We start from the raw sequence: 12,711 nt of genomic DNA on the forward strand, positions 1-12,711 counted from the left end.
GCCGACAGACAGAGAGGCGTTTCCTCAAGGCAAGGAACAAAAAGCAACATCGCGGTTATGGTGGCTGAAGACCGGGCCACACGGCAAACACGGAGGTCGGAGTATGTCCAGCCCTCAGCAACGCCTAGACGAAGCACGAGGAATCCTCGCCGCCCGTCTGCGCGAGATCCGGAGTGCAGCCGGAATAACCGGCCGCGACCTGGCACAACAGGCAGGATGGCACTTCAGCAAAGTCTCGAAGCTGGAGAACAACAAGCAACTTCCGACGGAGGCCGACGTCCGGGAATGGTGCCGGGTCTGCGATGCCCAGTCTCAGACGACGGATCTGGTGGCTAGCGTCCGGAACGTGAACGCCTTCTACACCCAGTGGCGACGGCTCGAAGAAACCGGCATCGGCCAGGTACAGCGTTCCTTCCTCCCGCTGTACGAGCGGACCAACCACTTCCGGATCTTCCAGCACAGCGCGATCCCCGGACTCGTCCAAACGGCGGCATACGCGCGCGGCCACCTGTCGAAGATCGTCGGCTTCCGGGGAATTCCGGACGACGTAGACACCGCCGTCGAGGCACGCATGAAGCAACAGGAGGTCATGACGACCGGCGCGCGCCGGTTCGCGCTCCTGATCGGCGAGCAGGCGCTTCACACGCCATACTGCGCGCCGGCCGACATGGCGGAGCAGATGGACAAGCTCGCCGAACTGACGCGACGCGCCAACGTCAGCCTCGGCGTGGTCATCTGGCGACCCGACACCAGCATCTGGCCGCCGGAGAACTTCTGGATCTACGACACCGAACAGGTTCGCGTGGACACGGTCCCCGGTCAGGTCCGGGTCAAGGCTCCCGGCGACGTCGCGCTGTACGAGAAGGCGTTCCAGGCGCTGTCCGAGTCGGCCGTCTACGGCGACGAAGCGCGCGCCCTCTTCGCATCAGCACGGCAGGAATGGGCCGGACAGACCTGATCAAAAGGGATTGTTGCGAGGGTCCACGAGAAACATCAAGCAACATCGTGGACCCTCGAAAACCGGTGTTCGTACCTTCCTGGCATGGACGCCTTGACCAGCCGTCAGCTACCCGCCCCGGACAAGGTGGCGGTCGAGATCAACGGCATGCTGATCTTCGTTCCGAAGAACGCGACGAACGTGTATCTCGTGCAGGCTCACATCAACCCGATCAAGCCTGAAGAGGTCTCCGGATCGATCCTTACGACCGACCTCATGTTCGCCTGGACGTGGTTGATCGAGGGGCTCGCTGACGGAGGTTGGGGCGAGGTAGTCGCGTTCGATGTGGCGATCAAGAAGCTCCCGCGGTGGTCCCGCAGTCTGGGCAGAATCGATGGGCCGACAAAGTACCCCCACCCTCTTCGACACACTCCCGTCGAGCTATGACCACGCCGGGCACGACCAGCCTTGAGTGGAGCCCCTACAACTCACGAGGGACGCGACCAAGGATCAAAGAATTCGTCACCCATGGTGATGTCGAGTACGAGCAGTGCATAGAAGGCGGCTCGTACCTGATCCGGCGGACGAAGTGGAATGACAATGGCCAGCCGACGGTCATGGAGACTGGTCGTGGCATGGCACGGATCCGCGTACTTGGTCTCTGGAAGCTGATCGCCAGCGGAGATGCGAGCTGACAGTCGCGGATCACGAAGTGTTCCACGGCCTATCCCACCCCTCAGCCGTCGTCTTGCCGACAATCAGCAACTAAGCGGTCTCGCTCATAGGTTCTTCGGGCGTCAGTGGCTGAGGTAGAGATGGCAGCGCGGTCAAGAGATCAACGTGCGGCCACGACCATCGTCAGTGACGAGAGAGCCAACCCCGCACGGGCTGAACGACGCCCCGGCGCCGGTCAACCGTGTCGGGTCGGCCGATAGGTCAGCACCTGCGTGTGGCCGTCGAAGGTCCGGGCCTCGAGCAGCTCGAGGTCGAAGTCGTCCACACCGTCGAAGATCCGGTCCACGCCGGTCTTCCCGGAGATCACGGGGAAGACCGTCACCTCGATGGCGTCGATCAGGCCGGCGTTCAGCAGCGCCCGGTTGAGCGTCAGGCTGCCGTGGGAGCGCAGCGGCACATCGGATTCGGCCTTGAGGCGCGTGACCACTTCCACAGGATCGCCGGACTCGATGGTCGTGCCCGGCCACTCGAGCGGCTCGGTCAGCCCGCTGGAGAGCACCGTGACCGGGGAGTCGAACATGCGCGTGATCCACCCGTCGAACAGGCTGCGGTCGAAGCCCGCGTCAAGGAACGGCGCGTTCGAGGAGTAGGTCTTGGCCCCGAGCACCATGCGCAGCGGGTCGCGGTAGGCGGCGGCGCGATAGGCGAGGAATTCGGGGCCCTGCTTGCCCCAGTAACCGCCCCAGTCGCCGTCGTGGTTGGCGAAGCCGTCGAGCGTGGAGAAGATGTCGAAGGTGTACGTGGCGGTCATGGTGTCTCCTTGCGGGAAGTCGGTCGCCCGCCTTGCGGCGGCCTCACCCCTGCTACGAAGACCACCGCCCCGATCCGACACGCCTGCCGGATTTCTTTTCAGAACTTTTCGGGCTCGGCAGGTGCCGGTCCGGCCGAAGGAGGCCGGCACGTCGGCGGCCCGGCGTTTGAGCGTCCGCCCGAATGTGATCAGCTCTGTCAGGGCCGATGTATAGTCGAACTCGACTATACGAATTCGGCTAGGAGGAGCGATGCCTGCGCGTGTGCTGCGCACGCCGATGACCATCGCCGTGCTGGGCCTGCTCGCCGAGCGGCCCAGGCACACGTACGACATGCGTGTGGCGATGCGCGAACGAGGTCACGACAGGATGCTGGAGATCAAGAACGCCTCGCTGTACGACGCGCTGCGCCGGCTGGCCTCCGCGGGATTGGTGGAAGCCGGCGCGACCATCAGGGACAGCGCCCGGCCGGAGCGGACGGTCTATCACCTCACTTCGGCCGGCGAGCAGCGCCTGCTCGAATGGCTACGCGAGGTTCTCGGCGATCCGGCACACGACCGGACCGCGTTCATGAGCGCGCTGATGTTCATGTACGCGCTACCGCGCACCGAGGTCGCCGACCTTGTGATGCGGCGGGCCCGGCTCCTCCAGGAGGAGATCGATGCGTCCGAAGCGGCCATCGGCGCAGCGAAGGCACGCGGCGTCGAGGCGGTCTTCCTGTCCGAGGACGCCTACGCGCAGGCGCTACGTCGTTCCGAATGCGACTGGCTGCTCGCCTTCGCCGACGACCTGCGTGAACAACGACTGACTTGGCCCGAAAGGACGTTGACATGAGCATCGAGACCGGCAGCGGACCGGGAACGCGTGGGGACGAGAGCGGGGACCGGACCGCCGTTCTCGTCGTGGGCGGAAGCGTGGTCGGGCTGTCGGCGGCCGCGTTACTGGCTCGCTACGGCGTTCCGTGCGTGCTGGTGGAGAAGCACCGTGCCGCGCTGATCCATCCTCGCGCGCGCGGCTTCAACCCGCGCACCATCGAAATCTTCCGTCAGCTGGGGGTAGAGGACGCCGTCATCGCGGCGGCCGGGCTGGGCAGCGACGATCCCTCCACGCCGGGCATGCGGGCCACCACGCTGTCCGACCCGGACTTCCAGTGGTTCGAACCGGGAGCGCTCGACGCCATGTCCGCGCTGAGCCCCTGCGCGGCACAGCCGGTGCACCAGGACCGGGTCGAGGAGGTGCTGCGCAGGCGCGCGATCGAGCTGGGAGCCGACATACGATTCGGGACGCGCCTGGTCGGCCTCGACCAGGACCCGGCCGGTGTCACCGCCACAGTGCGCGACGGCCGAGGCGTCGAGTCCGTCATCCGCGCGGACCATCTCATCGCGGCCGACGGATCCAGCAGTCCGATCCGCCGCCTGTGCGGAATCCCCGTGCACGGGCCCGGCACACTGTTCCAGGTCATCAGCCTCATGTTCGAGGCCGATCTGAGCGACCTGCTGAACGGGCGCCGGTTCAACGTGTGCTACCTCGACCGCCCGTCTCCCGGTACCGTACTGGCGCCCGCCGGCGAGGGCCGCTGGTCCCTGGCCACCAGATACCTCCCCGAGCACGGGGAGACCCTCGCCGACTATCCCCCTGAGCGATGCAGAGAGCTGATCGCCGCCGCACTGGGCGACTCCCGGGTGGAGGTGAGGCTGCTGCCCCAGATCCCGGGCACCGACGAGATCGCGGTACCGTTCGTGATCGGCGCCCAGGTCGCCGAGCGCTTCCGTCACCGGCGCGTTTTCCTCGCGGGTGACGCCGCGCACGTCGTGCCTCCCACAGGCGGTTTCGGCGCGAACACCGGAATCCAGGACGCCCACAACCTGGCGTGGAAGATCGCCGCTGTCCATCATGGGCAGGCCGGTCACGGGCTGTTGGACACCTACCACGCCGAACGGCACCCGGTGGCCTCGTACACGCTGGAGCAGGCCCTGGCCCGGGCACAGCAGCGCACCGGATACCGCGGCACCGACAGCCCACCACAGAATCTCGACCCGGCCCCCACCGTGATCTTCGGATATCGGTATCGATCGGCGGCGATCCTCGACGCACCCTCTGACGACGCTCCGGCGATCGAACCTACTCAGCTCACGGGCCGGCCGGGCACACGCGCCCCACACCTGCCGGTCCTGTGCGGCCCACACGAGAGGTCCACACTCGACCTGTACGGCGACGGCTTCGTCCTCCTGGCCGGCCCCGACGGAGATGACTGGGTCAAATCCGCGAGCGAACAGGCCGGGCAGCGCGGAATCCCGCTGAGCACCGTCCGCATCGGCACCGACATCGCCGACCCCGACGCCCAGGTCACCCGAGCACACGGCATCACCGCAACAGGCGCCCTCCTCATCCGCCCGGACGGCTTCGTCGCCTGGCGCAGCGCGACCATGACACCCGCACCGCACCGCACCATCGCCGACGTCCTGGAACGCGTCCTCTGCACCATCACCTGACCACACGACGGCGGACGATCGACACTCGCCCGGGCAGGCTGCCGCACTACCGACAGCCGCGTGAACCCCTGAAGAAGTTGCGGGCCGGGCCACTAAGCGGCGACCCGGGTGCGGTTGACCAGGGCGCGGGCGAGGACGATGGTGACGGTGCCGGCCAGGACGACGGAGAGCAGACCCACACGCAGGCTGCTGAGATCGGCGACGAACCCGACCAGGAGCGGGGAGAGCAGGAATCCGCCGCGCAGCAGCCAGCTGACGATGGTCAGGCCGGTGCCGGGGGGCAGGCCGGGCAGCTCGTCGGCGGTGTGCATGGCGGCCGGGATCAGGGTGGCGACGCCAAGCCCGGCCAGGGCGAAGCCGGCCAGCGCGGTGGCGACGGAGGGAGCGGCCAGCGCGGCGCCCATGCCGGCGGCGGCCAGGACGCCTCCCGCCCGGGCCACCGTGCGCTGGCCGAAGCGGTCCACGACGCGGTCGCCGGTGAGGCGGCCGACGGTCATGGCGATCTGGAAGACCACGACGGCCAGGCCGGCGGTGGCCGCGTCGGCGTGCAGGCCGCTGAGGTAGAGGGCTCCCCAAGACGCGCCGGCGTCCTCGACCAGCGCGCCGCAGGCGGCCAGCACGCCGAGCGCGGCGAGCATCCGCACGGCCTGGCCCGTGAACGAGCGGCGGCCCGCCTGCGGGGCCGGCGAGGCCGGCGAAGCAGAGGAGGCGGAGGCCGGCGAGGCAGGCGAGGCGTGCGGGTGGCCGTCGGCGGCGGCGGCGAGATCCTGGGCTTCGGCAGGGCGCTCGGCATCTTCCGTGCCGGGCAGCAGGAACCGGTAGGCGACGACGGCGACGATGCTGAACAGCGTCGCGGAGATGCCGAGATGGACCGCGAGAGGCAGGTGGAGACCGGCGGCGGCCGAGCCCATCAGGCCGCCCAGGACGGCGCCGATGCTCCACACGCCGTGCAGCGAGTTGAGGATCGAGCGCTGGTAGAGCCGCTGGACGCGCAGGCCGTGGGCGTTCTGCGCGACGTCGACGACCGCGTCGAGCGCGCCCACGACGAACAGCGCGCCGCCGAAGGCGATCCAGTTCGGCACGAAGGGGATGGCCAAGGTCACGACGGTGGTCATGACGATGCCGAACGCCGCCACGCGGGCGGAGCCGAAGCGGCGGATGGCGGCGCCGGCGAGCAGCCCGGCCAGCAGCGCGCCGATCGAGCAGCCGGCCAGCGCGGTGCCGAAGACGGCGTTGTTCACACCGAGCTCGGCCTTGATCTGCGGGTAGCGCGGAACGATGTTGAAGAACACGGCGCCGTTGGTGAGGAACAGCGCGGCGACGGCGGCGCGGGCCAGGCGCGCCTGGCGGGTGGGCATGGTGAGCGGGGCGGCGGCCATCGGCTCTCCAATCCGGGTGACGGAGGGGTGGATGAGGGGCGGGACGCAGGGTCAGCGCAGGAACCGGTGGATGGCGTGGCGGATCTGCTCGGGCGTCATCGGGTCGGTCGACAGGGCGCTGTGCAGCACGAGCCCTTCGATGAGCGCGTCCAGTTCGCGGGCGGTGGTGGCGTCGAAGTGGCGCTCCAGCGCTTGCCGGCTGCGCGCCATCCAGGCTTGGGTGACGCCCCGCAGGGCCGGGTTGCGCGCGGCGGCCACGTACAGTTCCACGGACAGGACGAGGTCGTGCTGGGAGCCGAGCAGGTCGTCGGCCACCAGCGCGATGACGGCCTCGGTCGCCTCCTCGCGGTTGCGGGCGGCGGTCAGGCGTTCGTCGAAGGCGCGGGCCACGGAGTCGGCGTGCCGGGTGAACGCCTCGGCGAGCACCTCTTCCAGCGAGGTGAAGTGGTAGGTCATGGATCCCAGCGGCACGTCGGCGACGCGAGCGATCTCCCGGTGCGTCGTTGCGGCCACGCCGCGCTCGGCAATCACGGTCAGGGCGGCGTCGATCAGCCGGTCCCGCCGGCCCGGGTCATGCCGGCGTGGCCGCCTCGCGACGGAGGGCCGTGGCACAGTGGGGTCACTCATACCGCGCCCAGGCCGTGCCGTGGAGGACCGTGGCGAGGTGGGTTCACTCATGCCGCGTGCCCGGCTGGATGGTGCGGATCACCCGGGCGGGGTTGCCCACCGCGACCACGTTCGGCGGCAGGTCGCGGGTGACCACCGCGCCGGCGCCGACCACTGTGTTCTCCCCGATGGTGACGCCGGCCAGGACGATCGCCCCGCTGCCCAGCCAGACGTTGTCGCCGATGGTGATGGGTTTGGCGGCTTCCCACTTGGCCCGGCGCAGCTCCGGATCGATCGGATGGGTGGGCGTCAGCAGCTGCACGTTCGTACCGATCTGCACGTCGTCGCCGATGGTGATCGGCGCGACGTCGAGAGCGACGAGGCCGAAGTTGGCGAAGGAGCGGGCGCCGATGCGGAGATTGCTCCCGTAGTCGACCCGGAGCGGCGGCCGAATCTCGGTGCCCTCGCCGATCGCGCCGAGCAGTTCGGCGAGCAGTCGGCGCCGCTCCAGCGGGTCACGGGCCGAGGTCGCGTTGTACGCCTCCATCAGGTCCGCCGCGCGCAGTATGAGCTCGCCCAACTCTGGGGCGACGGCGAGGTAGAGGTCGCCGGCGAGCATTCGCTCACGCATGGAGCGGTCATCCATATCGGGCAGCATATGTACGAGTGTACCTATGATGTGTACGCCCGTACATAGCGCGTGATACCCGGGTGGTCAGGCGATGCGCAGGATGCTCTTGCCGCAGGTGGCGCCGTCGGCGAGGTTCTGGACGGCGGTGTCGAGGTCGGCTGCTTCGTATTCGGCGGTGATGTCGATGCGGACCCGGCCCTCGGCGACGGCCTTGAGTGCCCGGCGGGCGCTGTCGGCCAGGCGCTCGGGGTGGGTCTGGCCGAGCAGGTTGCTGTTGTAGGTCAGCAGGGACTTGCCCTGCATGAGCAGGTCGTTTACGGAGACCTGGACGGGTTCGAAGGTGGCGATGTTGCCGTAGACGACAAGCCGCCCGTGCGGGGCCAGGCGTTCCAGGTTGGCAAGGCGCGCGGGTCCGCCGACGGGGTCGAGGATCACGTCGAACTGCTCGCCGCCCAGGGCATCGGGAAACTCCTCACGCACCAGCACCTGGTCGAAGCCGAACGAGGCGGCGTAGCTCGCCCGTTCGGCGCTGCCGACCACACCGACGACCCGGCCCGCCCCGGCGGCCTTGGCGAACTGCGCGGCCAGGGTGCCGACACCGCCTGCGGCGGCGTGGATCAGTACGCTCTCCCCGGGCCGCACGCGGGTGATGGTGTTGATCAGGTCGTAGGCGGTGGGGGTGGCCCAGCCGAAACCCGCCGCGACGCGCGGGTCGATGCCTGCCGCGTCGAAGGTGAGCACGGCGGGAGCGAGGGCCACTTCTGCGTACGCGCCACCACCGACCAGCGCGGTGACCTGCGCACCGATCCGGGCCGGATCCACTCCCTCGCCGACCGCGACGATCTGCCCTGCGGCCTCGAACCCGGGGACGAACGGCCGCGGCACCTCGAAGTGGCCGTTGCGGACCAGCACGTCGCCGTACTGGATCCCGGCATAGGCGACGGCGATGGCGACCTGGCTGGGGCCGGCGGTGGGCTCGTCGAGGTCGGCGAGACGGAGCTGGTCGTCGGTGTCGAGCACAACAGCCTTCATCATTGCAGCCTCCTGAGCTGAATCAGTAACCTGATACAGACGGAAACCGTAGCGAGTATCAGAATGCTGAGTCAACACAGCTATCTGTGAGATAGGCGGGGGATGATGGCCGAGATCCCGGTCGAGGAGTACCTGTGCACCCGCATCAGGCGTACCGAGCAGGCTCTGATGGGCCACCACGAAGCGGTGCTGCGCGGTCACGGGCTCACCATGACGCAGTACACGGTGCTGCTGACGCTGGCACGCGAGGGCGGCATGTCCGGCGCACAACTCGCCCGCGCCTGCGGCGTCACCCAGCAGACCATGGCCACCGTCCTCACCGGTCTGCAGAACAAGGGCCTGATCGTCCGCGAGCCCTCCACGGCCCACGCCAAGGTCCTGATCACCACGCCCACAGAGCAGGGCAGGCGGCTGCTGGACCGCGCCTACCAGGAAGTCATCGTGCTGGAACGCGCACTCACCGATGCCTTCACCTCCGACGAACACGCCGCCTTCTGCGAGCTGCTCGACCGCGCGACCAGCATCCTGACCCGGCAGACGCCGCGCACCGAGACCCGGTCCACATCCTGAGCCACTCCGGCCGCAAGGCAGGCAGCCCTTGACGACTGTTCACTCAAGTGGCAGAGCGGGGATGTCGGCCCGATAGAAGCTCAGGAGCAGCCCGTACGGCTCGGCCTCGGCGTCGGGCCCCGGGCCGGCCGCCGGGTGCTTGTCGGGGGCGAACGTGTCGAGCCGGGCGGCCAGCGCTCGGGCCTCGTCAGAGGTGAGCCAGAGATGCCACAACATCGTGTGCTCAGGGTGGCCGGGGCGGTCGGGCAGCATCTCCGCCAGGGCGGCGCCGACCAGGAACTCGGCCCCTACGCCGGCGTGCTCGTCCAGCTTGAAGCCCTTGCTGACGAGTTCGAAGCGCTGCTCGGTGCCGCCGCGCACGTGCCGGGTGCCGGCCAGGCGGACGAGGCCGGCCTCGCGCAGGACGCGCAGATGGTAACCGATCGTCCCCTTGGTCGACTCGAGCGTCGCCGTCTCTCGCCCAGCGTGGCAGGACGCCGGCGCAGCACGTTCACCATGCTGTGGGGCCGGCGCACAAGTGTCGAGGATTCTCGACACTTTCCTGGATGGTTGGGAAGGATCCTCGGATGCCCCTTTCAACGGCACATGTAGCAACCTCTCGCCCTGAGCGTTACGTCAAGCAGCTGATCTCACACATGAGTCACAAGGCCGCCGCCGAGCTCACCGACCACGGTAGGGGCACCATCGCCTTCCGCCACGGCACCTGCACGCTCGTCTCCGCGGGAGACGAGCTGATCCTGATCGCCGCCGCAGCGGACAACGACGCCGTGGCCGGGGTCCAGGACGTCATAACCCGCCACCTCCTGCGCTTCGCCACCCAGGAGGAGCTCAGGATCGACTGGACGGAGCCCGTCGCGGGGGACGCCCTTCGGATCGTCGACCCGAGCATCGACGACTACCTGCGCGCGCACTGCACCCCAGCCGACGAGCTGCTGCGGGAACTGGCCGCCACCACACGGGAGGCGACCGGCCACGCCGCCGGGATGCAGATCTCGGCCGACGAGGGCGCCCTGCTGAGCATGCTGGTACGCCTGTCCGGCGCGCGCCGCGCGATCGAGATCGGCGTGTTCACCGGATACTCGTCCCTGTGCATCGCCCGTGCGCTGCCCGCCGACGGCCAGTTGATCGCCTGCGACGTGAGCCGCGAATGGACGGCCATCGCCAGGACCTTCTGGGAGCGCGCGGGCGTGGCCGATCGTATCGACCTCAGGATCGGCCCGGCGCTCGAGACGCTGCGCGCGCTGCCCGCGGAGCCCGCCTACGACTTCGCCTTCATCGACGCCGACAAGGCGAACTACCCCGCCTACTACGAGGAGGTCGTCCCGCGGCTCAACTCCGGCGGCCTGCTCGTCCTCGACAACGTGTTCCTCGGCGGCAGGGTGCTCGACCCGGCCTTCCAGGAGGAGAGCCACCTGGCGATGCGCCGGGTGAACGAGGCGATCGCCGGCGATGACCGGCTGGATTGCGTGATGCTGCCCGTCCGCGACGGCGTCACGTTGGCGCGCAAGCGCTGAACCCCGCTGCACGACGATCCGCTCGGTTCTCCCCGAGATGACCTCGGGGAGAAACCGGGCGAGCCATCACAGGTCCACGGTCGGCATCTCCGGCTGCGCCCCGGTCGCCAGCCACTGGCCGCGCCGCGTGATCCCGGCGGCCCAGCCGTCCGGCACCACGGCGAAGGTCCCCGCCCGCACGGCCGCGAGAGCCTGTTCGGCGATGGTCGCGGGGTCCTCGCCTTCGGGTGACATGCCGGTGCGGACCAGGGCCGGGCAGAGCATCGTCACGCCGACCGGCGTGTCCGCCAGCGCGAGCGCCGCCTGCTCGGCGAGGGCGACGACGGCGTGCTTGGAGGCCGCGTACGCGCCGCCGGCAGGGAACGTGACGAGCCCCGCCAGGGACGCGGTGATCAGGATGTGCGCGGGCCGGCCGGCCGCGAGGAGGCGGGGGACGAACGCGCGCAGCCCGTTGACGACGCCGCCGACGTTCACCGCGAACACCCGGTCCCAGTCCTCGGGGCTCACCTCCCACGGCGCGCCCAGGTCCCGGCCGACGATGCCCGCGTTCAGGCACACCAGGTCGACGTCCGGAACGGCGGCGGCGAGGGCCTCCACCTGCGCGGCGTCGGAGACGTCGGTCCGGACGGCGTCGGCTTCCAGCTCGGCCGCGGCTCCGGCGAGGGCCGCGGCGTCGACGTCGGCGAGCACGACCCGCGCGCCGGTCGAGCGGAGACGGGCGGCGAGGGCTCTGCCGATCCCGCCGGCGGCGCCGGTGACGACGGCGCTTGTGATGTCCATGATCTGCTTTCCTCGCTAGAAGTTCACGGTGGGGTCGGTCGTCGCGGTGGGCGCGCTCATGACCGCGTCGAACGCCTGATGCAGCGGCGTGTTCACGAATGCGCTCTGCGATCGGATGCGATCGAGCGACGTGCGCGAACGGAGATCGGTGAGGGTGACCACCCTGCCGAGCCCGGCTTCGGCGAGTGCCCTTTCCACGCTTCCGGGAGGCGGCGCGTCCAGGGTGACGAGGCCGACCGTGAACCCCACCGGCGAGCCCTCGGCGGTGACGCTCATCTCCGGCACCTGGCCGGCCGTGTGGGTCAGCGCCACGGCGCGGTACTGCCGGCCGAGGTCTCTCGCCAGGTAGTGGCCCATCGGCAGGGCGGCCAGGTAGCCGCCGAAGGTGACCGGGGTCTTCTGGATGTGGTTGTTGTGGGCCACCAGCACGACCCGCGCGCCGGCGCCCGCTCGTGCGAGGTGCCACTGTACGGCCGCGGCCATGTAGTGGTCGCGAACCGAGGTGTCGCCCGTCGCTCCCCGGCCGGAGAACAGGTCGTTCATGGCCCGGAGCATGTAGTCGGTGTGGCAGGCCGCGTCGAGGTGGCGGCGGGCGGTGTCGTAGCGGTGCTGATCGCTGCGGGAGACGTAGATCGGCTCGAGCGCGCTGAGCCGCGTCGACAGTCGGGCCAGGCCCGCTGTGAGGGCGTCCTGGAACGCCGGGTCGAGACTCCCCCACCGGGGCCCCGACACGGCGGCCGAGTCACCGGTGATCTCGCCGGCCGCGCGCAGGACGTCCGCCACGAGGTCGCCGACGTCCGGGTCGACCAGCTTCAGATAATCGGCGACCGGATCGAGGTCCGGAAGGAGCGTCAGGGTGTTGGGAAGGTCGATCCCGACGATCTGGACGGGATGCGGCCTGCTCACGTTGAAGCGGCGCAGCCAGCGCAGCAGCTCTCCGAAGACGCCGAGGGTGAGGGGGCCGCTCAACCGGTGCAGGTCCGACTCGTCGCCGTCGCCGGCGAGCCAGGGGTTGACGTCGGAGGCCTGGGCGGATCCGAGCTCGAGCGCCACGTGGGTGAAGCCGCAGCGTTCGACGAGGAAGCGCAGCAGCCGTGCGCGGGCGAGGGTGAACTCCTGGACGAAATGGGCGCCCTCGCCGATGCCCACGACGCGGGCGTCCTCGATGACGCCGCGCAGCGGTTCGAGATCGTCCAGGACGGGGTCGCCGGGGTCGAGGGTGTTCAGGACAGCGGTGTGCTCGGAAAGGAAACCGGAAGCCATGGTGATGCACTCGTTTCTCTGCT

Annotated in this window: 15 protein-coding genes; 7 read left to right on the top strand and 8 right to left on the bottom strand. The window is 69.5% G+C overall.

Annotation, left to right across the window (positions count from 1 at the left end; genetic code table 11):
• Positions 1 to 103 precede the first annotated feature (103 nt).
• From ABD830_RS12620 to ABD830_RS12630, 3 genes are all read left to right on the top strand, one after another.
• Positions 104 to 958 (top strand): helix-turn-helix domain-containing protein, encoded by an 855-nt coding sequence (locus ABD830_RS12620; protein ID WP_344986863.1) that lies wholly within the window; start codon positions 104 to 106, stop codon positions 956 to 958.
• 84 nt (positions 959 to 1,042) lie between these two features.
• A complete protein-coding gene (locus ABD830_RS12625; protein WP_344986864.1) occupies positions 1,043 to 1,384 on the top strand; it encodes a hypothetical protein in 342 nt (113 codons plus the stop codon).
• The gene (locus tag ABD830_RS12630; protein ID WP_344986865.1) at positions 1,381 to 1,632 is read left to right on the top strand and encodes a hypothetical protein; all 252 of its coding nucleotides are present in this window, start codon (positions 1,381 to 1,383) and stop codon (positions 1,630 to 1,632) included. Before ABD830_RS12625 ends, ABD830_RS12630 begins: the two co-directional genes overlap by 4 nt.
• A 215-nt stretch (positions 1,633 to 1,847) precedes the next feature.
• Here the strand turns inward: ABD830_RS12630 and ABD830_RS12635 are convergent, their stop codons facing one another.
• Positions 1,848 to 2,423, bottom strand: coding sequence for a dihydrofolate reductase family protein (locus tag ABD830_RS12635; RefSeq protein ID WP_344986866.1), 576 nt, complete (start codon positions 2,421 to 2,423; stop codon positions 1,848 to 1,850).
• 250 nt (positions 2,424 to 2,673) lie between these two features.
• Between ABD830_RS12635 and ABD830_RS12640 the strand changes: the two genes are divergently transcribed.
• Positions 2,674 to 3,255 carry a PadR family transcriptional regulator gene (locus ABD830_RS12640; protein ID WP_344986867.1) on the top strand — a complete coding sequence of 194 codons (582 nt, stop codon included), beginning with the start codon at positions 2,674 to 2,676 and terminating at the stop codon, positions 3,253 to 3,255.
• Positions 3,252 to 4,913 carry an FAD-dependent monooxygenase gene (locus tag ABD830_RS12645; RefSeq protein WP_344986869.1) on the top strand — a complete coding sequence of 554 codons (1,662 nt, stop codon included), beginning with the start codon at positions 3,252 to 3,254 and terminating at the stop codon, positions 4,911 to 4,913. Before ABD830_RS12640 ends, ABD830_RS12645 begins: the two co-directional genes overlap by 4 nt.
• A 92-nt stretch (positions 4,914 to 5,005) precedes the next feature.
• Here the strand turns inward: ABD830_RS12645 and ABD830_RS12650 are convergent, their stop codons facing one another.
• The 4 genes from ABD830_RS12650 to ABD830_RS12665 form a co-directional block, all read right to left on the bottom strand.
• A complete protein-coding gene (locus ABD830_RS12650; protein ID WP_344986870.1) occupies positions 5,006 to 6,292 on the bottom strand; it encodes an MFS transporter in 1,287 nt (428 codons plus the stop codon).
• A 51-nt stretch (positions 6,293 to 6,343) separates the two neighbouring features.
• On the bottom strand, positions 6,344 to 6,919 hold the full coding sequence (locus tag ABD830_RS12655) for a TetR/AcrR family transcriptional regulator (RefSeq protein ID WP_344986871.1): 576 nt from the start codon (positions 6,917 to 6,919) through the stop codon (positions 6,344 to 6,346).
• A 43-nt stretch (positions 6,920 to 6,962) separates the two neighbouring features.
• Positions 6,963 to 7,544: a sugar O-acetyltransferase gene (locus ABD830_RS12660; protein ID WP_344986872.1), complete on the bottom strand. Its 582-nt coding sequence runs from the start codon at positions 7,542 to 7,544 to the stop codon at positions 6,963 to 6,965.
• A 69-nt stretch (positions 7,545 to 7,613) separates the two neighbouring features.
• The gene (locus tag ABD830_RS12665; RefSeq protein WP_344986873.1) at positions 7,614 to 8,564 is read right to left on the bottom strand and encodes a quinone oxidoreductase family protein; all 951 of its coding nucleotides are present in this window, start codon (positions 8,562 to 8,564) and stop codon (positions 7,614 to 7,616) included.
• Positions 8,565 to 8,663: 99 nt separating this feature from the next.
• Between ABD830_RS12665 and ABD830_RS12670 the strand changes: the two genes are divergently transcribed.
• Entirely contained in the window at positions 8,664 to 9,131 is a 468-nt protein-coding gene (locus ABD830_RS12670) for a MarR family winged helix-turn-helix transcriptional regulator (RefSeq protein ID WP_344986874.1), read from the top strand.
• A gap of 39 nt (positions 9,132 to 9,170) precedes the next feature.
• On the opposite strand, the gene ABD830_RS12675 is transcribed toward ABD830_RS12670, so the two are convergent.
• Complete coding sequence (locus ABD830_RS12675) at positions 9,171 to 9,668, bottom strand: ArsR family transcriptional regulator (RefSeq protein ID WP_344986875.1); 498 nt, start codon at positions 9,666 to 9,668, stop codon at positions 9,171 to 9,173.
• A gap of 29 nt (positions 9,669 to 9,697) precedes the next feature.
• Between ABD830_RS12675 and ABD830_RS12680 the strand changes: the two genes are divergently transcribed.
• Positions 9,698 to 10,645: a DUF2218 domain-containing protein gene (locus ABD830_RS12680; protein WP_344986876.1), complete on the top strand. Its 948-nt coding sequence runs from the start codon at positions 9,698 to 9,700 to the stop codon at positions 10,643 to 10,645.
• Positions 10,646 to 10,711: 66 nt separating this feature from the next.
• On the opposite strand, the gene ABD830_RS12685 is transcribed toward ABD830_RS12680, so the two are convergent.
• Positions 10,712 to 11,425 carry an SDR family NAD(P)-dependent oxidoreductase gene (locus ABD830_RS12685; RefSeq protein ID WP_344986877.1) on the bottom strand — a complete coding sequence of 238 codons (714 nt, stop codon included), beginning with the start codon at positions 11,423 to 11,425 and terminating at the stop codon, positions 10,712 to 10,714.
• A gap of 15 nt (positions 11,426 to 11,440) precedes the next feature.
• Entirely contained in the window at positions 11,441 to 12,688 is a 1,248-nt protein-coding gene (locus ABD830_RS12690) for an erythromycin esterase family protein (RefSeq protein WP_344986878.1), read from the bottom strand.
• Positions 12,689 to 12,711 lie beyond the last annotated feature (23 nt).

Source organism: Nonomuraea helvata, from assembly GCF_039535785.1.
Taxonomy (GTDB): domain Bacteria; phylum Actinomycetota; class Actinomycetes; order Streptosporangiales; family Streptosporangiaceae; genus Nonomuraea; species Nonomuraea helvata.